Raw genomic sequence first — 21,716 nt, 5'->3', positions numbered from 1 at the left:
ATGCCCGAGCGCAGCACCGATATCGAGCTGAAGCTGCTGATCGAGGCGATCTACCTCAGGTACAGCTACGACTTTCGCGACTATTCCGGCGCTTCGCTCAAGCGCCGGGTGGCGCTTGCGCTCAAGCAGCTGGACTGCGAGAACATCTCGGCGCTGCAGCACCGCATTCTCCATGACGCGCGGGCCTTCATGGATCTGCTGCAGTACCTGACCATCCCGGTCAGCGAGATGTTTCGCGACCCCGGATACTTTCGCGCACTGCGCGAGCAGGTGGTGCCGGTACTGCGCACCTACCCGTCGCTGAAGATCTGGATCGCCGGCTGCAGTACCGGCGAGGAGGTCTACTCGATGGCCATCCTGCTCAAGGAGGAAGGCCTGCTGGAGCGCTCGCTGATCTATGCCACCGATATCAACCCGCGCTCGCTGGCACAGGCGCGCCGGGGCATCTTCCCCGTCCAGCACCTGAACAAATACACCGACAACTATCAGCAGGCCGGCGGCCGGACCAGCTTCGCCGACTATTGCACGGTCGCCTACGACGCGGTGCTGATGGACAAGGCGCTCAAGCAGAACGTCACTTTCGCCGATCACAGCCTGGCGACCGACAGCGTGTTTGCCGAAACCCAGCTGATCTCCTGCCGCAACGTGCTGATCTATTTCAACAAGTCGCTGCAGGACCGTGCCTTCGGACTGTTCCACGACTCGCTCTGCCATCGCGGTTTCCTTGGCCTGGGCGCCAAGGAAACGGTGGAATTCTCCGCCTACGCCGGGCAGTTCGAGGCCTTCGACAAATCGGAACGGATCTTCCGCAAGCTATGAGCAGCCAGGCACCCCGGCGCGTGGCCGGCAAGCGGCAGCCGCCCATCGAGGCGGTGGTTATCGGCACCTCGGCGGGCGGCCTGGCCGCGCTCAGCGTGCTGGTCGACGGGCTGGCGGCGACGTTCCGTCTGCCGCTGCTGGTGGTGCAGCACATCCCGTCAGGCGTGCCGACGCAGCTGGCGGAGATTTTCCGGCGCAAGACCGGCCTGCACGTCAAGGAAGCCGACGAGAAGGAGACGGTGCGCGGCGGCACCCTGTATTTTGCCGCGCCCGGCTATCACCTGCTGGTCGAGCAGGACGCCAGCCTGTCGCTGAGTCAGGACGACAGCGTGCATTTTTCCCGGCCGTCGATCGACGTGCTGTTCGAGTCCGCCGCCGACGCCTGGGGCGAGCGCGTGGCCGGCATCCTGCTGACCGGCGCCAACGAGGACGGCGCCGCCGGCCTCGAAGCGATTCATCGCGCCGGTGGTCTGACCATCGTCCAGGATCCGGACGAGGCGGAAGTCGACAGCATGCCGCGCGCCGCACTCCAGCGCTTCGCGCCGGACTACATTTTGCCTCTGCGCGACATACACCGATTGTTGCGCGAACTGGAGTGAGCCATGCCCTATCAAACCGATGAGGCGAATCTGCTGATCGTCGACGACCTACCGGAGAACCTGCTGGCGCTCGGCGCGCTGTTGCAGGCACCGGGCATCCGCGTGCATGAGGCCGAATCGGCCGAGCAGGCGCTGGAACTGTTGCTGCAGCACGAATTCGCGCTGGCGATCCTCGACGTGCAGATGCCCGGTATGGATGGCTTCCAGCTGGCCGAGCTGATGCGCGGCACCGAGCGCACCAAGCACATTCCCATCGTCTTCGTCAGCGCCGCCGGGCGCGAGCTCAACTACGCCTTCAAGGGTTACGAGAGCGGTGCGGTGGACTTCCTGCACAAGCCGCTGGATGCGCACGCGGTGCGCAGCAAGGCCAGCGTGTTCGTCGACCTCTATCGCAACCGCAAGCGCATGGCGCGTCAGCTGGAGGCGCTGGAAAAGAGCCGGCGCGAGCAGGAGGTGCTGCTTGACGAGCTGCGCAGCACCCAGGCCGAACTGGAGAATGCCGTGCGCATGCGCGACGACTTCATGTCCATCGTCTCTCACGAGCTGAAGACCCCGCTCAACACGCTGATCCTCGAAGTGCAGCTGCGCAAGCTGCAGCTGGCGCGCGGTAATTTCGCCGCCTTCAGCGAGGACCGTTTGCGCAGCATGGTCGAGAAGGACGAGCGGCAGGTGCAGAGCCTGATTCGCCTGATCGACGACATGCTGGATGTTTCGCGCATCCGCACCGGCAAGCTGTCGATCCGCCCGAGCCGCATCGACCTCGCCGAGCTGGTCGCGCATGTGCTGGAGAGCTTCGCCGCGCAAATGGAAGGACGCGGCTGCACGTTGCAGCTGCAGCAGGCCGAGTCGGTCGTCGGCGTCTGGGACGCCTTTCGCATCGAGCAGGTGGTGGCCAACCTGCTCACCAACGCCATGCGCTACGGCGCCGGCAATCCGGTGCAGGTGAGCGTGGGGCCCTGCGCCGAGGGCGCGCGGATCGAGGTGCGCGACCATGGTATCGGCATCAAGCCGGAAAGCCTGGCGCGCATCTTCTGCCAGTTCGAGCGCGCCGAGGGTAGCGAGAGCAGCGCCGGGCTGGGGCTTGGCCTGTTCATCGCTGAGCAGATCGTCAACGCGCATGGCGGGCGTATCCAGGTCGAGAGCGAGGAGGGGCAGGGGGCGTTGTTTCGGGTGACCTTGCCGTTGCAGAGCCCGGCGTTGGAGGGCTGAGTTCCTCGCTGCCGGCGAGGAGGTGGAACATCGCTGCGCGTGTTTTCCACCCTACGGCTCTTCTTGCCTGTACAGCTTCCAAACCAATCGCCACTACGCAAGACATTCAGCCCCGTAGGGCTGGCGCAACCTGCCGTTGCGATGTGGCAGTCAGGTGTGAGCGGCGCCCTACGACGAACAGCTGATTTCCAGATGCTTGCCCCATTCCGGCGGCCGCTCGGCATAGCGCTGCATGCCCGGCTGCTCGTCGAACGGCCGGCCGAGCACCGCGTGCAGCTCACGCACCGGGCCATAGTCGCCCTGTTCGGCGGCCTCGATGGCCTGCTGCGCCAGGTAGTTGCGCAGGATGTACTTCGGATTCACCGCGTGCATGCGCGCCTGCCGGTCGGTCTCGGTGGCGTCGCGGGCGCTGCGCGCGCAATAGTCGGCGGCCCAGGCGTCGAAGCCGGCCAGGTCGACGAAGTCCTCGCGCAGGCGTTGCACGGCCTGCGGCGCCGGGCTGTCGCCGAGTTCGCGGAAGAAGCGCGTGTAGTCCACGGCGCTGTCCTGCATCAGTTGCAGCAGGCGGCGCACCAGCCGTTCGTCGTCCGCCTCGGCCCGTGTGAAGCCCAGCCGGCGGCGCATCAGGTCCAGCCATTCGGCTTCGTAGAGTGGCAGGAACAGTTCCATCGTCTCGCGCAGGCGCGTCACCTCGACGAACGGCGTCAGTGCCTGCGCCAGCGCGGCGAGGTTCCAGTGGGCGATCGGCACCTGGTTCTCGAACGAGTAGCGGCCGCGGTCGTCGGAGTGGTTGCAGATGAAACGTGCGTCGAAATCGTCGAGGAAGGCGTACGGGCCGAAGTCCAGGGTGATGCCCAGCAGCGACATGTTGTCGGTGTTCATCACGCCGTGGCAGAAGCCGTAGGCCTGCCAGCGCGCGACGAGCGCGGCGGTTCGTTCGAGAACCTCGCGGAACAGCGCCAGGTACGGTTCGGGCTGTTCGCGCAGCTGCGCAAAGTGCGCCTCGAGGCTGTAGTCGAGCAGCTGCTTCAACTCGGCGTGCTGGCGCGTGTAGTAGAAAAACTCGAAGTGGCCGAAGCGCAGGTGGCTGGGCGCCAGGCGCAGCAGCATGGCACCGCGCTCCTGGCGCTCGCGGTAGACCGGCGTGGCCGAGGCGGTGACGCACAGCGCCCGCGTGCTGGGGATGCCCAGCGCCGCCAGGTGCTCGCTGGCGAGGAACTCGCGGATCGACGAGCGCAGCACCGCGCGGCCATCGCCCATGCGCGAGTAGGGCGTCTGGCCGGCGCCCTTGAGGTGTAAGTCCCAGTGCTCGCCGGCGGCGTTCCGCACCTCGCCGAGCAGCAGGCCGCGGCCGTCGCCCAGCTGCGGGTTGTAGACGCCGAACTGATGACCGGAATACACCATCGCCCGCGGCTCGGCGGTCGACCAGAGTTTGTGCCCGGAAAACAGCTCGACGAACAGCGGCTGCTCGGCCTCTGCTGGGTCCAGATCGAGCAGCGCCAGTGCGGCTTCGCTGACCACCACCAGGCGCGGATCGGCCAGCGGCTGTGGCTCGACGGCTGTCGAGAATGCGTCGCCGAGGCGGGCGAAGCGATTGTCGAAGTGCAGCTCGGTAAGGGTCTTCAAGATGGCTCCGCAAGTATGCCCGGCAGCGGGGCGGTGAATGTGCGGCGGCAGAGCGGCGCGGCGTTTCGCGGCACGCTGCACCAGCGGCCCGTTCAGTCAGATTAGGCTCTTACCGCGCAGTGGGGTTCAGCTTGGGTCGGGATCCTTGATCAGCGGGCCGCCCGTCACGACCGGCTGGCTCTTCGGCAGCAGCAGCTCACGTCCGGCGTAGTCCTTCAGATGCACGTCCAGCTGGCGGAAGGCGATGACGATGCCGCGCTCGCGGAACTCGCGGTCGACGCGGCGGTTGATCTCGTCGATCACCGGGTTGCGGTCGCCGAGGTCGCGCACGTGCAGGCGCAGCTCGTGTTCCAGGCGGCTCTCGCCAAAATTGAGGAAGAACACCTGCGGCTCCGGGTCCTTGAGCACGCGCGGATTCTCCCGCGCGGCCTGGAACAGCAGCTCGCGAACCTGCTCCAGGTCCGAGCCGAATTCCACGCCGATGCGGATGGTGACGCGGGTGACCGTGTCGCTCAGCGACCAGTTGAGCAGCTGGTCGGTGACGAAGGTCTTGTTCGGAACGATGATTTCCTTGTGGTCGAAATCGGTGATGGTGGTGGCACGGATGCGGATGCGGCTGACCGTTCCGGAGAGGTTGCCGATGGTCACCACGTCGCCGATGCGCACCGGTTTCTCGAACAGGATGATCAGGCCGGAGACGAAGTTGGCGAAGATTTCCTGCAGGCCGAAACCCAGGCCCACCGACAGCGCGGCCACCAGCCACTGCAGCTTGTCCCAGCTGACGCCGAGGGTCGACAGCGTGGAAACGATGCCGGTGCCCACCAGCGTGTACGACAGCAGCGTGCCGGTGGCGTAGGCGCTGCCGGGCGCCAGGTTCAGCCGCGACAGCACCGCGACCTCCAGTAGGCCGGGCAGGTTGCGCGCCAGCACCAGGGTGATGACGACGATGGCCAGCGCGCCGAGCAGGTCGTTCAGGCTGATCGCCGAGGTTGTCAGCGTATCGCCGCTGCCGCTGGTGAATTCGTAGAGCGCGACGTTATCCAGGTAGGACACCACCGAGATCAGGTCCGACCAGACCCAGTACAGCGCGACGACGAACAGGCCGAAGGTGGCCAGGCGGGTCAGGCGCAGCGACTGCTGGTTGACCTGCTCGATGTCCAGGCCGGGTTCCTCCAGCGTCTCGGTGTCGGCGTTGCCGTTCTCCTCGCTGCTCTGGCGCTTGGCCAGCGCGCGCTGGTAGGCCAGGCGCCGCGCGGCGATGGTCAGCGCGCGGACCAGCGTGGCCTCCAGCGCGACCCAGAGCATCAGCAGATAGAGCGTGTCGATCAGCCGCTCGGTGAGCTTGAGCGCCGTGTAGTAGTAGCCCATGCCGACCACGCCGATCAGCAGCAGCGGCAGCACGCTGAACAGCATGCCGAGCAGCAGCCGTCCGTGCGGCGCATTCTCGCTGGCCGGTCCCTTGCGCAGGATGCGCGTCATGCGCCAGCTCATCAGCGCATAGCAGGCGATGATCACCAGTAGGCCGAGCACGTCGTCGGCGAGATTGGCCGGCTGCTGCTCGGCGATGCTAACCGCCACCACCAGGGTGAGCACCACCAGCCCGAGGCGGCGTAGCTCGTCGCGCAGGAAGGTCACTTGCGGTTTCGACCAGCGAAAGTGCAGCTCCGCCACCCGCCCCGGCGAGAGCATGCGGTAGGCGGTGTAGAACACCAGCCAGGCTTGGGCCATCTCGTACAGCGCGGCACCGAGGCCGAGGTTCTGCCCACGCGCGTCCATCTGCAGCAGATAGCCGCACAGCGCCAGCAGCAGCGCACCGGGCAGCGCCAGCAGCAGGTTGAGCAACAGCGCCAAAGGCGTATGCAGTTGGCTGTCGTTACGGAAATGGCCGACGTCGCGGCTCAGCGCATCGAGCTTGGCGTTGATCGCCGGGCGCCGCCAGAGCAGTACGGCAATTGCCAGCAGCAGCGGCAGGAACAGCAGCGGACGCTCCTTCAGGCCGGCGCCCAGCTCCCCCAGCAGCGAGCGCCAGGGAATGCTGGCGAGCTGGCGCTCCAGACGCTGCGGCGCGCTGGCCAGCCAGCTCAGGTCCAGCGGCTTGTTGCTGGGAATCCAGAACATCTGCTCGTCGAGCGTCGCGCTCAGGGCGCTCGCCGTATCGTGCAGCTGCTTCTGGTTCAGCTGCAGGGTGATCGATTCGTTGAGCAGCGCGTTGAGCGTGCGGTTCAGCCGGTCGAGCAGCTCGTTGCGGGTGTTGAGCAGTTCCAGCAGCGCGGCGCGCAGCTCCGCTGTCGCCTGTTCGGCCGGCTGGCTGGCGAGCAGCTGATCGACGTAGCTCTGGGCGTTGCCGGCCTTCTCGCGCGCCTGGTTCAGCTCGAACTGGTAGAGCCGCAGGTCGGCGATCTCGTCGGCGAGGTTCTTGTCCAGCGTCACCTTGGGGAGGGTCAGCTTCTGCTGGTAGAGGATCTTCGACAGCAACAGACTGCCTTCGAGCACGCTGATCTGCTCTTCCAGCGCCTGGTCGGTCTGCGTCAGCGTGTCGAGTTGCTGGCGGGTGCGCAGGTTCTGCTGGTTGAGGTCGTTCAGCCGCTCGGTGGCGCGCAGCAGGTAGTCGGAGAGCTTGAGGTTCTCCGCGCTTTCGGCGGCCAGGAGGGTATCGGAGCCGGCCTGCTCGGCCTTGGCCGACAGCTCGGCGACGGTCTGCTCGGACTCGGCGCGGCGCTTCTCGTTGATCAGCGCCTGCAGCGCCTGGGTTTCCAGCTCGGCGCGGGCGATGCGTTCGGCGAGCAGGTCGCGGCGTGCCTTGCCCAGGTCCTGCATCAGGCTGTTGCCGGCCAGCTCCTGGCGGCGCAGTTCGATCTGTGCGCCGAGGGTCTCGAGTTCCGCGTTGAGCAGGCTGCGCTGCTCGTCGCCGAGGCTCTTGCCGCCGTCGCGCCCGCTCTTGAGCTGCGCGTTGATCTCCTGGATGCGCGCCTGGGCGCTGCCGATGGCGGCCTGCGCACGCTCCGGGCGGGTCTGCGCGGTGATGATCAGGCTGTTGGCGGCGCTGAGCTGTTTCTGCCACTCGGCCAGCTCGTCGATCCGTTCGGCCAGGCGCTGATCGAGCGCCGCGACGTTCAGGCCGGCGTAGCGCCTGGCCGGGTCTTCGTCCGGCTTGGCCTTGAGCGCATCGAGTGCGCGTCGGGCTTCGACGATCTCCTTGGGCGCCTGTGCGAATTGCGTCCTGCGCTCTTCGAGCTGCTGGCGCGCGGTCGCGGTCTGCTCGGCCTGCTGCTGAATCTGTTCGGCGAGCGACGGGGCGGCGGGCTTGGCTTCGGCCTCGGCGGCCGGTTTGCTGCCGGTGATATCCAGCGCCTGAGCCAGCGCCGGCATCGCGTTCAGGGAAAGTGCGGCCAGGGCCGCCAGCAGTAGGGTGCGCACGGAGAACATGGATGCAGCCGCAAACGAAGGGACTGCTGAGTCTACGGTCTGCGCCGGGCGAGTGCGAGTCCGCGAGACGGGCGCGCCGCGCCCGCCGCGATCAGAACATCAGCTGCGGGCCGGGCTTGGCGCCTTCGGGAAATTTCAGGCCGACCTTGCGCACTTCGCCGCCTTCCATCGCGGCGATCGTCCAGGCCAGGCCGTTCCAGTCGACATGGTCGCCGACCACCGGCTGGCCGCCGAGCTGCTGAGCCAGGAACTGGCCGATCGGCTGGCTGCCGTCGATGCCGTCCAGCTTGAGGCCATAGAGCGCGGCGATCGCGCCCAGCTCGGCTTCGCCTTCGAGGATGAAGTCACCGAAGAAACGCAGGTCCTGGCCACGCTTGGGCGCCTGGCTGAACAGCTGGCCGAGCGCGGGCAGATCCTCCTCGTGGCCGATCACGCAGAGGATGTCGCCGACCTGCAGCCGCGTGCTGCCGGACGGGTGCAGCAGCTCCTTGCCGCGGAACAGCGCGGCGATGCGTGTGCCGGGCGGCATCTTCAGCTCGCGCAGCGCGGCGCCGATGCACCATTTGCTGCTCGACAGGCGGTAGACGAAGATCTCCCACTGGCTGGTGGTATGCACCTGCAGGCCGGTACGCGAAATCGGCGAGGGTGCGGGTGGCACCTCGACCCGGGCTTTCTTCGCGGCCCAGGTGAGCGTGGTGCCCTGCAGCAGCAGCGACACCAGCACGATGAAGAAGGCGACGTTGAAGAACAGCTGGGCGTTGTCCAGCCCGGCCACCAGCGGAAACACCGCGAGGATCACCGGCACCGCGCCGCGCAGGCCGATCCAGGAGATGAAGACGCGCTCGCGCAGGTTGAAGCTCTTGAACGGCAGCAGGCCGAGGAATACCGAAATCGGTCGCGCGAACAGGATCATCCATAGCGACAGCAGCAGCGCCGGCACGGCGATGGGCAGCAGTTCGCTGGGCGTGAGCAGCAGGCCGAGCACGAGGAACATGCCGATCTGGCTGAGCCAGGCCAGGCCGTCGAACATGTGCATGATGCCGTGGCGGTTGCGGATCGGCCGGTTGCCCAGCATCAGCCCGCAGACGTAGACGGCGATGATGCCGCTGCCGCCCACCGCGCCGGACAATGCGTAGATCATGATGCCGCCGGCCACCGCCAGCAGCGGGTAGAGGCCGTCGGCCACCGACAGCCGGTTGATCAGCTGCAGCAGCAGCCAGCCGCCGCCCAGGCCGAGGGCGATGCCGATGCCGAACTGCTGCACCAGGCTCACCAGCACCATCCAGGTGAACTCGGTCTGGCCCGAGGCGATCATGCCGATCAGGGTCACGGTGAGGAACATCGCCATCGGGTCGTTACTGCCCGACTCGATCTCCAGCGTCGGTCCGACCCGTTCGTTCAGCCCTTTGCCGTTGAGCAGGTTGAATACCACCGCGGCATCGGTGGAGCCGACGATGGCGCCGATCAGCAGACCCTCGATCAGCTCCAGGTCGAACAGCCAGGCGGCGGCGATGCCGGTGAGGCCGGCGGTGATGGCGACGCCGAAGGTCGCCAGCGACATCGACGGCCACAGCGCGACGCGGAAGGTGGATTTGCGCGTGCGCATGCCGCCGTCGAGCAGGATCACCGCCAGTGCCAGGTTGCTGATGACGAAGGCGAGCCTGTAATCCTCGAAGACGATGCCGCCGATGCCATCGACGCCGGCGAGCATGCCGACGCCGAGGAAGATCACCAGAATGGGTACGCCGACACGCGCCGATAACGAACTGACGAGAATGCTAATGGCCACCAGCAAGCCACCAATGAAAAACAGGTGATTGATGTTGCCGACGTCCAAAAGCGTTCTCCTGTAGATGCAGCCGCGATATGCATGGGCTGTGCCAGCAGGATTCTAACCCGAGGTTTTGACGGTCTGTCAAAAATACCCCGCTCGCGCTCGGCGCGCGTTCGCCTCGCTCAGAACCAGTCGCCCTCCATGTTCAGACAGGTGTCGTCGCGTCGCTCCAGCAGCGCCAGCTCGTGCATGCAGCCCGGTAGCTCCCAGGTGAGGAACAGTCGCGCCGCTTGCAGTTTGCCGCGGTAGAAGTCGGCATCGGCCGGCTGCCCTTCGGTCAGTCCGTGCGTGGCGCGCAGCGCCTGTTCCAGCCAGCGCCAGCCGATCACCGCATGGCCGAACACCTTCAGATACAGCGCCGAGTTGGCCAGCGCCTGGTTCACCTTGCCGGCCGCCAGATCGCCGAGCAGCGCCTGGGTCACGCGGGTGAGGCGGGCGATGTGCTGCTCCAGCGGCTGGCGCAGTACGGTCAGCGAGTCGTATTCGGCGGCGCGTGCGCAGCTGGCCTGGATCAACCCGAGCAGCTGGCGCAGGCCGGCGCCCTTGTTCTGCATCAGCTTGCGGCCGAGCAGGTCCAGCGACTGGATGCCGTGGGTGCCTTCGTGGATCGGATTGAGGCGGTTGTCGCGGTAGTACTGTTCCACCGGGTATTCGCGGGTGTAGCCATGCCCGCCGAGAATCTGGATGGCCAGCTCGTTGGCCTTCAGGCAGTACTCCGATGGCCAGGACTTGACGATCGGCGTCAGCAGGTCGAGCAGCTCGCCGGCGTTGCGCCGCTCCTCGTCGCTCTCGGCGGTGTGCTCGTCGTCCACCAAGCGCGCGGCGTACAGGCCGAGATCGAAGGCGCCTTCGACGTAGGCCTTCTGCGTCAGCAGCATGCGCTTGACGTCGGTGTGCTCGATGATCGGCACCTGCGCGGCGGCCGGGTCCTTGCCGTCCGGCAGGCGGCCCTGCGGACGCTCGCGGGCGTAGTTCAGCGAGTAGAGGTAGCCGGCGTAGCCGAGCATGATCGCGCCCATGCCGACGCCGATGCGCGCCTCGTTCATCATCTGGAACATGTAGGCCAGGCCCTTATGCGGCTCGCCTACCAGGTAGCCGACGCAGTTGCCGTTGTCGCCGAAGTTCAGCGCGGTGCTGGTGGTGCCGCGCCAACCCATCTTGTGGAACAGGCCGGCCAGCAGCACGTCGTTGCGTTCGCCCAGCGAGCCGTCGTCGTTGACCAGAAACTTCGGCACGATGAAAAGGCTGATGCCCTTAACCCCGGGCGGTGCGTCCGGCAGCTTGGCCAGCACCATGTGCACGATGTTTTCCGACAGCGGGTGGTCGCCGCCGGAAATGAAGATCTTGTTGCCCTTGAGGCGGTAGCTGCCGTCACCGGCCGGTTCGGCGCGGGTGCGGATGTCCGACAGCGAGGAGCCGGCATGCGGCTCGGTGAGCGCCATGGTGCCGAAGAACCGGCCCTCGAGCATCGGCTGCAGGAAGCGCTGCTTCTGCTCCTCGGAACCGAAGGCCTCGATCAGGTGCGAGGCGCCCATGCTCAGCATCGGGTAGGAGCTGGTGGCGATGTTGGCCGACTGGAAATGCGCGAAGCAGGCCCGCGACAGCAGGTTCGGTAGCTGCATGCCGCCGTCGTCGAAGCTGCGCTGGGCGTTGTGAAAGCCCGCCTCGATGAAGGCGTCCACGGCCGGCTTGACCTCGGGAATCAGCACCGCTTCGCCGTTGACGTACTGCGGCTCATGCTCGTCGGACTTGCGGTTGTGCGGCGCGAAGTATTTTTCGGCGATGGTGCGCGCGGTACCGAGAGCGGCGTCGAAGGTTTCGCGGCTGTGATCGGCGAAGCGCTCGCGGCGGGTCAGGGCCTCGGCATCCAGCACCTCGTAGAGTTCGAACGCCAGGTTGCGCGGACAGAGCAGGGTTTCGGTCATGGAACGGCCTCCTTGAGATGCCACCGAGTCTAGGAAGCGCCGCCGGTCGCTGCCTAGCTCCATACAGATGGGTGATGCCTGCATAAAACCGAGCGTCTTCTGGCATCCTGCAGGCACGCGCAGTAGAGGGGCACGCAATGGCTGATAACGAGCTGACCACCCGCAAGAACGATCATCTGGATATCGTGCTGGACCCGTTGCGCACGCGCGGCGTGCAGCGCGCCGGCTTTGCCGCGTGGCGCTTCGAGCACTGCGCGCTGCCGGAGCTGGATCTGGATGCGGTGGACCTCTCCGCCAGTCTGTTCGGCCGCCCGCTGGCCGCGCCGCTGCTGATCGGTTCGATGACCGGCGGTGCCCGGCGTGCGGAAACGATCAACCGGCACCTGGCCGAGGCCGCGCAGGAACTGGGGATCGCCCTGGCCGTGGGCTCGCAGCGGGTGGCGCTGGAATCCGGCGCGTCCAGCCACGGCCTCACTGGCGAGCTGCGCCGGCTGGCGCCGGACGTTCCGCTGCTGGGCAACCTCGGTGCTGCGCAGCTGGTGCAGGGCTACGGCGTCGACGAGGCGCGGCGCGCGGTGGAGATGATCGAGGCCGACGCGCTGATCATCCACCTCAATCCGCTGCAGGAGGCCGTGCAGCCGGGCGGCGATCGCGACTGGCGCGGCGTGCTCGCCGCCATCGAACGACTGGCGCACACGCTGGAGGTGCCGCTGGTGGCCAAGGAGGTCGGCGCCGGGTTGTCGGCCGCGGTGGCGCAGCGCTTGCTGGATGCCGGTGTTGCGGTGCTTGACGTGGCCGGTGCCGGCGGCACCAGTTGGGCGGCGGTGGAGGCGGCGCGGGCGACCACGGCGCATCAGCGCGCGGTGGCCGAGGCGTTCGCCGACTGGGGCATTCCCACCACCGAGGCGATCCAGACGGTACGCCGGGCCTGTCCGCAGGCCACGCTGATCGGTTCCGGTGGTATCCGCGACGGCATCGACGCGGCGAAGGCCATCGCTCTCGGCGCCGATCTGGTGGCGCAGGCCGCTGCCGTGCTGGACAGCGCGCTGGCGTCGCCGGAGGCGGTGGTCGCGCACTTTCGCGTGTTGATCGAGCAGCTGCGCATCGCCTGCTTCTGCAGCGGCTCGGCGGACCTCGCCGCGCTGGCACAGGCGCCGCTGGTCCGCATTCCCGCCTGACTCAGGTGCGCCAGCCGGCGGCCAGCGCGCGGGTCAGCTCGGCGGCCGGCACCTCGCGGCACCCGCTGGCATTCTGGCCGGCCCACAGCGGTGTGCAGTGATCCAGATCGAGGCTTTCGGTCTTGGCGCGTAGCGCGCTGATGGCATTGCCGGCCAGCGGGAAGTCCGGCACGCCATGGGGCAGCGGGCCAAGCTCGCGCATGATGCGGTTGACGATGCCGCGTGCCGGGCGGCCGGTGAATAGCGTGGTCAGCGCGGTGTGCCGGGCACGCTCGCTCTTCAGTGCGGCGCGGTGCAGCGGATTGGTGAGGCTTTCCGGGCACAGCAGATAGGCCGTGCCGACCTGTACGCCAGCCGCGCCCAGCGCCTGCGCAGCTGCCACGCCGCGCGCATCGGCGATCCCGCCGGCGGCGATCACCGGCACGTTCAGCGCTTGGACCAGCTGCGGCAGCAGGGCGAAGGTGCCGAGCTGGGTGGTCAGCTCCTCGCCCAGGAAGATGCCGCGATGGCCGCCGGCTTCCAGGCCCTGGGCGATCACCGCGTCGACGCCGTGCTCCTGCAGCCACAGACCTTCTTCGAGGGTCGTGGCGCTGGCGGCGATCTTCGCTCCGCTGGCACGGGCGTGCTTCAGCAGATCGGGCGTGGGCAGGCCGAAATGGAAGCTGACCAGTGCCGGACGGTGCTGTTCCAGTACGGCAGCCATCGTCGCATCGAACGGCTGGCGGGTCGCTCCGCTGGGAATCTGCGCCGGATCGACGCCGAACTCGGCGAAGTACGGCGCCAGCAGCTGGTGCCAGGCGGCGATGTGCGCCGGATCGGCGGTGGGCGTCTGGTGGCAGAAGAAGTTCACGTTGTACGGGCGGTCGGTCAGCGCTTCGATGGCGCTCAGTTCGCGTTCCAGTGCCTGGGCATCGAGCATGCCCGCCGGAATCGAACCCAGCCCGCCGGCACCGCAGACGGCAGCGGCTAGCGCATGATTCTGCGCGCCTGCCATAGGTGCCTGGATGAGTGGGTGTTCGATAGCGAGAAGATCGCGCAGGTCCATGAGCAACTCCATAGAAGTCATAGTGGGATAGGTAACTCTAGTCCTCCGGGACGATAACGGGGAAACCTTCGGCCCGGCCGCCGGTGTGCGGCGCCTGCAGCGCGGGTAAACTGCGCGGCTGCCGAGGAGCGATCACATGAATTACCGCCACGCCTTCCACGCCGGCAATCACGCCGACGTGCTCAAACATCTGGTCCTGAGCCGGATCTTCGCTTTGCTGTCGCGCAAGGAGGCGCCGTTCGCCTACCTGGACAGCCACGCGGGCGTCGGGCTGTATGACCTGGCCGGCGATCAGGCCAGCCGCACCGGCGAGTGGCTGCAGGGCATCGCGCGCATCTGGCAGGCCGAGGCGCGCCCGGCGCTGCTCGACGACTACCTCGGCGTGATCCGCGCCCTCAACCCGGACGGCACGCTACGCTACTACCCCGGCTCGCCGGAACTGGCGCGGCAGCTGACGCGCGAGCAGGACCGCCTGCAGCTCAACGAGAAGCATCCCGAGGACGGCGCGCTGCTCAAGGACAATATGACCGGTGACCATCGCGTCGCGGTGCATCTGGGCGAGGGCTGGTTCGTGCCGCGCGCGTTGATGCCGACGCAGGAGAAGCGCGTGGTGTTGCTGATCGACCCGCCGTTCGAGCAGGCCGACGAGCTGAGCCGTTGCGTGACGGCGCTGAAGGAGGCGCTGGGGCGTATGCGTCAGACCATCGGCGTGATCTGGTATCCGATCAAGGACGAGCGCCAGCTCAAGCGCTTCTACCAGGACCTCTCCCGTAGCGGTGCGCCCAAACTGCTGCGCGCCGAACTGCTCGTTCACCCCGCGGACGATGCCGGCCGCCTGGCCGGTTCGGGCCTGGCCATCGCCAATCCGCCGTGGGGGTTGGCGGACGAGTTGCGCGAGCTGCTGCCGTGGCTGGCCGAGCAGCTGGCGCAGAGCCGGGGCGGCTGGCGGCTGGATTGGCTGATCGAAGAGGCCTGAGCCGCCGAGATCGCCATCCGGTGGACCGCCACCCGGTGCCTCGATAAAGAGCGATCTACCCTGCTGCCCGATCAACCGTAGGGTGGATGTCGTTTTTCACATCCACCGTCACGCGGCCGCCGCCGCACCATGCCTCAGAACAACCTGAGCGGCTCTTCCTGCAACGCCGACAGCTGCTCGCGCAGGATCAGCACCTGATCGCCCCAATAGCGCTCGCTGCCGAACCAGGGAAAGCTCATCGGAAACGCCGGATCGTCCCAGCGCCGCGCCAGCCACGCGCTGTAGTGCATCAGCCGCAGCGCGCGCAGCGCCTCGATCAGCGGCAGTTCGCGCGGGGCGAAGTCGTGGAACTCGTTGTAGCCGTCCACCAGTTCGGCCAGTTGGCCGAGCCGCTCGTGGCGCTCACCGGCGAGCATCATCCACAGGTCCTGCACGGCCGGGCCCATGCGGCAGTCGTCCAGATCGACCAGATGGAACGCGTCGTCGCGCGCCAGGATGTTGCCCGGGTGGCAGTCGCCATGCAGGCGGATGGGCGTGAAGTTCGTGTTGGCGAAAACGTCCTCGACCCGCTTGAGCAGGTCGCGCGCCACCGACTCGTAGGCCGGCAGCAGGCTACGGGGCACGAAGCCGCCGTCGAGCAGGGTGTTCAGCGAGTCGTGACCGAAGTTCTGCACCCCGAGCGTTTCCCGGTGCTCGAACGGCCGGCTGGCACCGATTGCGTGCAGGCGCCCGAGCAGTTGGCCGAGGCGATAGAGTTGGTCGAGATTGCCTGGCTCCGGTGCGCGCCCGCCACGCCGCGGAAACAGTGCGAAGCGAAAGCCGGCATGGGCGAACAGCGTCCTGCCCTCGCGCTCCAGCGGCGCCACCACCGGCACCTCGTGTTCGCTCAGCTCCAGGCTGAATTGGTGTTCCTCGAGAATGGCTGCGTCGCTCCAGCGCGCCGGGCGATAGAACTTGGCGATCAACGGCGTTTCGCCCTCGATGCCCACCTGATAGACGCGGTTTTCGTAGCTGTTGAGCGCCAGCACGCGGGCGTCGCTGAGATAGCCGAGGCTTTCCACGGCGTCGAGGACCAGATCCGGCGTGAGGGTATCGAAGGGATGGGACATGACCGGCTCCGCAGGATAGACCGTTCAGTGTATTGCACCCGGGCTTTTAAACAACCGCGGGTCCGCCGCGATCAGGTCGTAGGGTGGAAATCTCGCGCAGCGAATTTCCACCGCGAGTCGAGCCGCTCAGTCGCCGGGCTTCGGCGTGCGCGCCAGGCAGTAGACATCGACCCGCGCCGCGCCCGCGCGTTTGAGCAAGCGGGCGAGCGCTTCGGCGGTGGCGCCGGTGGTCAGGACGTCGTCGATCAGCGCCAGGTGGAGCCCGCGCAAGTCGCGGCCGGGCCTGAGGGCGAACGCCTGGCGCAGGTTGCGTCGGCGCGTGGCGGCGTCCAGCTGCTGTTGCGGCGGTGTGTCGAGCAGCCGTTCCAGCGCGCAGTCATCGAACACGATGGCCAGCTCGCGGCTCAGCCAGCGGGCCAGCATCTGCGCCTGGTTGAAGCCGCGCTGACGCAACCGGCGGCGGGCCAGGGGCACCGGCAACAACAGGTCCGGACGCGGCAGGCCATCGGCGTAGGCGTGGCGCAGATGGTGCGCCAGTCGCTCGCCCAGCAGTCGACCGTACGGCCAGTGCGCCTGGTGCTTGAAGCGCGTGATCAGCGTGTCGACCGGAAAGGCGAAACGCCAGGGCACCTCGACGTGGTCATAGGCAGGCGGTCGCTTCAGGCATTCGCCGCAGACCAGTCCGCGCACCGGCAGCGGCACGGCGCAGACCGTGCAGCGTGCGTCGAGCCAGGGCAGATCGGCTTCGCAGGCACTGCACAGCGGATCGCCCGCGCAGGGTTCGTCGCAGAGCAGACAGTGTTGTTCGATAAATAGCCACTTGTTCACCATGATTCCGTTCCTGGTTGACAGCGTATCGGGCTTGGCTAACCATTCCGCATCCGTGCCAGGCCGCCGAGCCGCTATTTATTACAAGGATCACCCATGAGCGCCACCGCCGCTTCCGTTACCCGCCACGACTGGACGCTCGCCGAGGTCAAGGCACTCTTCACCCAGCCGTTCAACGATCTGCTGTTCCAGGCGCAGACCGTGCACCGCCAGCACTTCGACGCTAACCGCGTGCAGGTTTCCACGCTGCTGTCGATCAAGACCGGCGCCTGTCCGGAAGACTGCAAGTACTGCCCGCAGTCCGGCCACTACAACACCGGTCTCGATAAAGAGAAGCTGATGGAAGTGCAGAAGGTGCTGGAGGCCGCGGCCGAAGCCAAGGCCATCGGCTCGACGCGCTTCTGCATGGGCGCGGCCTGGAAGCATCCGTCGGCCAAGGACATGCCCTACGTGCTGAAGATGGTCGAGGGCGTCAAGGCCCTGGGCCTGGAAACCTGCATGACGCTCGGCAAGCTCGATCAGGAGCAGACCCGCGCTCTCGCCGCAGCCGGCCTGGACTACTACAACCACAACCTCGACACCTCGCCGGAGTACTACGGCAACATCATCACCACCCGCACCTACGCCGAGCGTCTGGAAACGCTGAGCTACGTGCGCGAGGCGGGGATGAAGATCTGCTCCGGTGGCATCCTCGGCATGGGCGAGTCGCTGGACGACCGCGCCGGCCTGCTGATCCAGCTGGCCAACCTGCCGGAGCACCCGGAGTCGGTGCCGATCAACATGCTGGTCAAGGTCAAGGGCACGCCGCTGGCCGAAGAGCAGGACGTCGATCCGTTCGACTTCATCCGCATGCTCGCCGTTGCGCGGATCATGATGCCCAAGTCCCATGTGCGTCTGTCGGCCGGCCGCGAGCAGATGAACGAACAGATGCAGGCACTGGCCTTCCTCGCTGGCGCCAACTCGATCTTCTATGGCGAGAAGCTGCTGACCACCGCCAACCCGCAGGCCGATAAGGACATGCAGCTGTTCGCGCGCCTGGGCATCCAGCCGGAAGAGCGCCACGAGCACGCCGACGAGGTGCATCAGGCCGCCATCGAGCAGGCGCTGATCGAGCAGCGCGATTCCAAGCTGTTCTACAACGCGGCTGTTTGATGTGCGGTGCGGTGGATGAGCCGAGCCTCATTCACCGCGAAGCCGACTTATTCGTAGGGTGGATGGCCCGCTTGCGGCCATCCACCGTTACCGGTTCTGCCCATGACCTTCGATCTCGCCTCCCGCCTCGTCGAGCGCCGCGCCGCGCATCTCTATCGCCATCGTCCATTGCTGCAGACCCCGCAGCAGCCTGAAGTGGTCGTCGATGGCGAGCGGCTGCTGGCGTTCTGTTCCAACGACTACCTGGGGCTGGCCAACCATCCCGAGGTGATCGCCGCCATGCAGCAGGGCGCCGCGACCTGGGGTGTCGGCGGCGGCGCCTCGCATCTGGTGATCGGCCACAGCACGCCGCATCACCGGCTGGAAGAAGCGCTCGCCGAATTCACCGGACGACCGCGCGCGCTACTGTTCTCCACCGGCTACATGGCCAACCTGGCGGCGGTCACCGCGCTGCTCGGACAGGGCGACACGGTGCTGGAGGATCGCCTCAACCATGCCTCGCTGCTCGATGCCGGGCTGCTGTCGGGGGCACGCTTCTCGCGCTACCTGCACAGCGATGCTGCCAGCCTTGGCAAGCGCCTGGAGAAAGCCACCGGCAACACCCTGGTGGTCACCGACGGCGTGTTCAGCATGGACGGCGACCTCGCCGACCTGCCGGCGATCTGCGCCACGGCCAGGCAGCACGGCGCCTGGGTGATGGTCGATGATGCGCACGGCTTCGGCCCGCTGGGTGCGAGCGGCGGCGGCATCGTTGAGCAATTCGGTCTGGGCATCGACGATGTGCCGGTGCTGGTCGGCACCCTCGGCAAGGCGTTCGGCACGGCAGGGGCGTTCGTTGCGGGCAGCGAGGAGCTGATCGAGACGCTGATCCAGTTCGCCCGCCCGTACATCTATACCACCAGCCAGCCGCCGGCGGTGGCCTGTGCCACACTGAAAAGCCTGGAACTGCTGCGCAGCGAGGGCTGGCGACGGGAGCATCTGCGGCGTCTGGTGGCGCGTTTCCGCGAGGGCGCCGCGCAGATCGGCCTGACGCTGATGGACAGCCCGACGCCGATCCAGCCAGTGCTGGTCGGCAGCAGCGAGCGGGCGTTGAGGCTATCGGCGTTGCTGCGCGAGCGCGGCATCCTGGTCGGCGCCATCCGCCCGCCGACCGTTCCGGCCGGCAGCGCACGGTTGCGGATCACCTTCACCGCGACCCATAGCGATGCGCAGCTCGAGCGCCTGCTGGAGGCGCTGGCCGACTGCTGGGCACTGCTGCCCGAGGAGCGCGACGATGCGTGAACGACTGATTCTGCTACCGGGCTGGGCATTCGGCCCCGCGGCGCTCGAACCGCTGGCCGGGGTGCTGCGCGAGCGCCAGCCGCATCTGCAGGTGGAGATCGCACCGCTGCCGGCACTGGAGCAGCCGAGCGCCTGGCTCGACGAGCTGGACGCTCGCCTGCCGGCCGACTGCTGGCTGGCCGGCTGGTCGTTGGGCGGCATGCTGGCGACGCAGCTGGCGGCACGCCGCGGCGACAACTGCCCCGGCTTGATGACGCTGTGCAGCAACCCCTGTTTCCGTAGTCGCGACGACTGGGCGGCAGCCATGCCGGCCGAGGTCTTCGATGCCTTCGAGGAAGCTTTCCGCCTGGGGCCGCAGGACACGCTCAAGCGTTTCAGCCTGCTCTGCAGCCGCGGCGCCTACGATCCGCGCACGCTGGCGCGCCAGCTGCAGGTCAGTCTGCTCGACCAGCCGCAGCCGATCGCCTCTGCCGGGCTGCGCCTGCTGGCCGAACTGGACGGTCGCGCCGCGTTGCAGCGCTACGTCGGGCCGCAGCTGCATCTGTTCGCTGGCGGCGATGCGCTGGTGCCGGCGAGCGCTGCCGAGGCGCTGCTGGCCTGGCTGCCGGACGTCGAAGTCGACGTGCTGGCCAATGCCAGTCACGGCCTGCCGCTGGAGCGCGCCGAGGACGTGGCGACGGCGATGCTGGCGTTTATGGATGAGGGCGAGGATGACTGAGTCTTCCCCCGGCCAGCGCCCGACGGGCGTGCTGCCCGACAAGCGCCAGGTGGCGGCGTCCTTTTCCCGTGCCGCCGCCAGCTACGACAGCGTCGCTGCCCTGCAGCGACGGGTCGGCGGCAATCTGCTGGCCGCATTGCCGGACATGCCGTCGCCGACGCGCTGGCTCGACCTGGGCAGCGGGACCGGCTATTTCTCCCGCGCGCTGGCGGCGCGGTTCCCGCAGGCCGACGGTGTGGCGCTGGATATTGCCGAAGGCATGCTGCGCCACGCGCGGCCGGCCGGCGGCGCGCGGCAGTTCGTCGTCGGCGACGCCGAGCATCTGCCGCTGCGCGAGGACAGCGTCGGGCTGGTGTTTTCCAGTCTGGCTTTGCAGTGGTGCGAGGATTTCGCCGGTGTGCTCAGCGAAGTCCGCCGCGTCCTGCAGCCAGGCGGTACGTTTGCCTTCAGCAGCCTGTGCAGCGGCACGCTGCAGGAGCTGCGCGACAGCTGGCAGGCCGTGGATGGCCTGGCCCATGTCAATCGCTTTCGCCCCCTCGCCACCTATCAGGCACTGTGCAATGAAAGCGGTCTGCGCCCGCTGGCGCTGGAGGTGCGTCCAGAAGTGCTGCATTTCGCCGATCTGCGCCAACTGACTCATGAGCTCAAGGCGCTCGGTGCGCATAACCTCAACCCCGGACGGCCCGGCGGGCTGACCGGTCGCGCGCGTTTGCGTGCGCTGGTCGCCGCCTACGAGCAGCTGCGCCAGTCCGCGGGATTGCCGGCGACCTATCAGGTGGTCTACGGCGTGTTACGCAAGGAGTCATGAGTTGAATCGCGCGTTCTTCATTGCCGGCACGGATACCGACGTCGGCAAGACCACCATCGCCGCTGGCCTGCTGCATGCGGCGCGTGCGGCCGGACTGTCGACGGCGGCGGTCAAGCCGATCGCTTCCGGCTGCACGGCGACGCCGCAGGGATTGCGCAATGCCGATGCGCTCGCGCTGCAGGCCGAGTGCTGCCCGGCGCTGGACTATGCACAGGTCAACCCGTTCGCCTTCGCGCCGGCCATCGCCCCGCACATCGCCGCGCGCGAAGCCGGCGTGACACTGAGCACCGAGGCGCTGGCCGACGCCGTACAGGGCGTACTGGAGCGGCGGGCCGACTTCACGCTTGTCGAGGGGGCCGGCGGCTGGCGGGTGCCGCTGAACGCGCGGGAGACGCTGGCCGCCTTGCCGATTCGCCTGCAACTGCCGGTGATTCTGGTGGTAGGCGTGCGGCTGGGTTGCATCAGTCACGCACTGCTGAGCGCCGAGGCGATCGCGCACGACGGTCTGGTGCTGGCCGGCTGGGTCGCCAACATCATCGATCCCGCCATGTCGCGGCTGAAAGAGAATCTCGCGACGCTCGACGAACTGGTGCCGGCGTCCTGCCTGGGCCGCGTGCCGCGCCTGGCGGAGGCGTCGGCCGCGCGGGTCGCCGCATACCTGCGACTGGCCGCGCTGGCGCATCCGCCTTGCCGTTGACGGCACCATCTGCTTGAATGCTGGCAATCCGCCTTCGGAGTCGACCATGCAAATCTCCAACAGTCTTCTTGGTGCTGGCCTGAGCGCCTACCAGGGTGCCCAGCAGCGAGTCGATCAGGCTGCCTCGGCGATCGCCACCGCCAGTCTGCCGACGGTCGACAGCTCCCAGGCGCTGACCGAGATCAGCGAGCAGGTGATCGAGCTGAAGCTTGGCGAGCACAACGCCGCACTCGGCGCCCGTCTGATTCGCAGCGCCGATGAAGTACTCGGCACGCTGATCGATACCCAGGCCTGATTCCGCGCGGCCCGCCGGCCGCGTCGTTTCCCCTCTTCTTGTTTCTTCTGGCGCGGCTGATTTCACCGCCGAGCCCGCCCCTGCGCGCGCGTCGCGACTGCCGTCGCAACTGTCCGTTTCGTCCCTCTGCACGCGTTGCGGCATCGCCTAGCATGAATTGCCGGCCGATGAGCGGCTGCTTTGCACCGGCT

At 67.5% G+C, this 21,716-nt stretch carries 18 protein-coding genes; 11 read left to right on the top strand and 7 right to left on the bottom strand.

The genetic code is table 11. The annotated features are described in order from the left end of the window. Genes HU825_RS03370 through HU825_RS03360 form a run of 3 tightly spaced genes read left to right on the top strand, consistent with a single transcriptional unit; the run spans nt 1 to nt 2,627 of the window. Nucleotides 1-819 carry a CheR family methyltransferase gene (locus HU825_RS03370; protein WP_054094019.1) on the top strand — a complete coding sequence of 273 codons (819 nt, stop codon included), beginning with the start codon at nt 1-3 and terminating at the stop codon, nt 817-819. Beyond that, complete coding sequence (locus HU825_RS03365; RefSeq protein ID WP_043295436.1) at nt 816-1,418, top strand: chemotaxis protein CheB; 603 nt, start codon at nt 816-818, stop codon at nt 1,416-1,418. The genes HU825_RS03370 and HU825_RS03365 overlap by 4 nt, the downstream gene beginning before the upstream one ends. Before the next feature lie 3 nt (nt 1,419-1,421). Beyond that, entirely contained in the window at nt 1,422-2,627 is a 1,206-nt protein-coding gene (locus tag HU825_RS03360) for a hybrid sensor histidine kinase/response regulator (RefSeq protein WP_234302909.1), read from the top strand. Nucleotides 2,628-2,795: 168 nt separating this feature from the next. On the opposite strand, the gene selO is transcribed toward HU825_RS03360, so the two are convergent. From selO to HU825_RS03340, 4 genes are all read right to left on the bottom strand, one after another. Continuing rightward, nucleotides 2,796-4,253: a protein adenylyltransferase SelO gene (selO, locus tag HU825_RS03355; protein ID WP_234302908.1), complete on the bottom strand. Its 1,458-nt coding sequence runs from the start codon at nt 4,251-4,253 to the stop codon at nt 2,796-2,798. A 126-nt stretch (nt 4,254-4,379) separates the two neighbouring features. After that, on the bottom strand, nt 4,380-7,679 hold the full coding sequence (gene mscK, locus HU825_RS03350) for a mechanosensitive channel MscK (RefSeq protein WP_234302907.1): 3,300 nt from the start codon (nt 7,677-7,679) through the stop codon (nt 4,380-4,382). A 91-nt stretch (nt 7,680-7,770) separates the two neighbouring features. Then, on the bottom strand, nt 7,771-9,516 hold the full coding sequence (locus HU825_RS03345) for a potassium/proton antiporter (protein WP_054094023.1): 1,746 nt from the start codon (nt 9,514-9,516) through the stop codon (nt 7,771-7,773). 119 nt (nt 9,517-9,635) lie between these two features. Beyond that, on the bottom strand, nt 9,636-11,438 hold the full coding sequence (locus HU825_RS03340; RefSeq protein WP_234302906.1) for an acyl-CoA dehydrogenase: 1,803 nt from the start codon (nt 11,436-11,438) through the stop codon (nt 9,636-9,638). Between the two features lie 137 nt (nt 11,439-11,575). Between HU825_RS03340 and fni the strand changes: the two genes are divergently transcribed. Continuing rightward, entirely contained in the window at nt 11,576-12,616 is a 1,041-nt protein-coding gene (gene fni, locus HU825_RS03335) for a type 2 isopentenyl-diphosphate Delta-isomerase (protein WP_234302905.1), read from the top strand. 1 nt (nt 12,617) lies between these two features. On the opposite strand, the gene HU825_RS03330 is transcribed toward fni, so the two are convergent. Beyond that, nucleotides 12,618-13,661, bottom strand: coding sequence for an NAD(P)H-dependent flavin oxidoreductase (locus HU825_RS03330; protein ID WP_043295443.1), 1,044 nt, complete (start codon nt 13,659-13,661; stop codon nt 12,618-12,620). 136 nt (nt 13,662-13,797) lie between these two features. On the opposite strand from HU825_RS03330, the gene HU825_RS03325 reads away from it, so the two are divergent. Next, nucleotides 13,798-14,637 (top strand): 23S rRNA (adenine(2030)-N(6))-methyltransferase RlmJ, encoded by an 840-nt coding sequence (locus HU825_RS03325; protein ID WP_234302904.1) that lies wholly within the window; start codon nt 13,798-13,800, stop codon nt 14,635-14,637. A 134-nt stretch (nt 14,638-14,771) separates the two neighbouring features. Here HU825_RS03325 and HU825_RS03320 read toward each other — a convergent pair whose 3' ends face one another. Together HU825_RS03320 and HU825_RS03315 are read right to left on the bottom strand one after the other, a co-directional pair. Further along, the gene (locus HU825_RS03320; protein ID WP_043295445.1) at nt 14,772-15,746 is read right to left on the bottom strand and encodes a serine/threonine protein kinase; all 975 of its coding nucleotides are present in this window, start codon (nt 15,744-15,746) and stop codon (nt 14,772-14,774) included. 126 nt (nt 15,747-15,872) lie between these two features. Then, nucleotides 15,873-16,577, bottom strand: coding sequence for a ComF family protein (locus HU825_RS03315; protein ID WP_054094029.1), 705 nt, complete (start codon nt 16,575-16,577; stop codon nt 15,873-15,875). A 93-nt stretch (nt 16,578-16,670) separates the two neighbouring features. On the opposite strand from HU825_RS03315, the gene bioB reads away from it, so the two are divergent. From bioB to HU825_RS03285, 6 genes are all read left to right on the top strand, one after another. Further along, nucleotides 16,671-17,726, top strand: coding sequence for a biotin synthase BioB (gene bioB, locus HU825_RS03310; RefSeq protein WP_043295447.1), 1,056 nt, complete (start codon nt 16,671-16,673; stop codon nt 17,724-17,726). Nucleotides 17,727-17,828: 102 nt separating this feature from the next. Further along, complete coding sequence (bioF, locus tag HU825_RS03305) at nt 17,829-19,007, top strand: 8-amino-7-oxononanoate synthase (protein WP_234302903.1); 1,179 nt, start codon at nt 17,829-17,831, stop codon at nt 19,005-19,007. Then, on the top strand, nt 19,000-19,725 hold the full coding sequence (locus HU825_RS03300) for an alpha/beta fold hydrolase (protein ID WP_234302902.1): 726 nt from the start codon (nt 19,000-19,002) through the stop codon (nt 19,723-19,725). Before bioF ends, HU825_RS03300 begins: the two co-directional genes overlap by 8 nt. Further along, nucleotides 19,718-20,533, top strand: a complete 816-nt coding sequence (gene bioC / locus HU825_RS03295) for a malonyl-ACP O-methyltransferase BioC (RefSeq protein WP_043295450.1) — start codon at nt 19,718-19,720, stop codon at nt 20,531-20,533. Before HU825_RS03300 ends, bioC begins: the two co-directional genes overlap by 8 nt. A gap of 1 nt (nt 20,534) precedes the next feature. Continuing rightward, complete coding sequence (gene bioD, locus HU825_RS03290) at nt 20,535-21,230, top strand: dethiobiotin synthase (protein ID WP_234302901.1); 696 nt, start codon at nt 20,535-20,537, stop codon at nt 21,228-21,230. 46 nt (nt 21,231-21,276) lie between these two features. Beyond that, a complete protein-coding gene (locus HU825_RS03285; RefSeq protein WP_234302900.1) occupies nt 21,277-21,525 on the top strand; it encodes a hypothetical protein in 249 nt (82 codons plus the stop codon). Nucleotides 21,526-21,716: the final 191 nt, after the last annotated feature.

Source organism: Pseudomonas phenolilytica, assembly GCF_021432765.1.
GTDB lineage: Bacteria > Pseudomonadota > Gammaproteobacteria > Pseudomonadales > Pseudomonadaceae > Stutzerimonas > Stutzerimonas phenolilytica.
This window is presented reverse-complemented; position numbering and strand designations above follow the sequence as displayed.

Bases quoted from the DNA above. Each gene is read 5' to 3' on its own strand.
- bioC (WP_043295450.1), top strand. From the start codon at position 19,718: ATGACTGAGTCTTCCCCCGGCCAGCGCCCGACGGGCGTGCTGCCCGAC.
- HU825_RS03330 (WP_043295443.1), bottom strand. From the start codon at position 13,661: ATGGACCTGCGCGATCTTCTCGCTATCGAACACCCACTCATCCAGGCA.
- HU825_RS03370 (WP_054094019.1), top strand. From the start codon at position 1: ATGCCCGAGCGCAGCACCGATATCGAGCTGAAGCTGCTGATCGAGGCG.
- bioF (WP_234302903.1), top strand. From the start codon at position 17,829: ATGACCTTCGATCTCGCCTCCCGCCTCGTCGAGCGCCGCGCCGCGCAT.
- HU825_RS03365 (WP_043295436.1), top strand. From the start codon at position 816: ATGAGCAGCCAGGCACCCCGGCGCGTGGCCGGCAAGCGGCAGCCGCCC.
- HU825_RS03340 (WP_234302906.1), bottom strand. From the start codon at position 11,438: ATGACCGAAACCCTGCTCTGTCCGCGCAACCTGGCGTTCGAACTCTAC.
- HU825_RS03325 (WP_234302904.1), top strand. From the start codon at position 13,798: ATGAATTACCGCCACGCCTTCCACGCCGGCAATCACGCCGACGTGCTC.
- HU825_RS03285 (WP_234302900.1), top strand. From the start codon at position 21,277: ATGCAAATCTCCAACAGTCTTCTTGGTGCTGGCCTGAGCGCCTACCAG.
- HU825_RS03300 (WP_234302902.1), top strand. From the start codon at position 19,000: ATGCGTGAACGACTGATTCTGCTACCGGGCTGGGCATTCGGCCCCGCG.
- fni (WP_234302905.1), top strand. From the start codon at position 11,576: ATGGCTGATAACGAGCTGACCACCCGCAAGAACGATCATCTGGATATC.
- HU825_RS03360 (WP_234302909.1), top strand. From the start codon at position 1,422: ATGCCCTATCAAACCGATGAGGCGAATCTGCTGATCGTCGACGACCTA.
- mscK (WP_234302907.1), bottom strand. From the start codon at position 7,679: ATGTTCTCCGTGCGCACCCTACTGCTGGCGGCCCTGGCCGCACTTTCC.
- HU825_RS03320 (WP_043295445.1), bottom strand. From the start codon at position 15,746: ATGTCCCATCCCTTCGATACCCTCACGCCGGATCTGGTCCTCGACGCC.
- HU825_RS03315 (WP_054094029.1), bottom strand. From the start codon at position 16,577: ATGGTGAACAAGTGGCTATTTATCGAACAACACTGTCTGCTCTGCGAC.
- bioB (WP_043295447.1), top strand. From the start codon at position 16,671: ATGAGCGCCACCGCCGCTTCCGTTACCCGCCACGACTGGACGCTCGCC.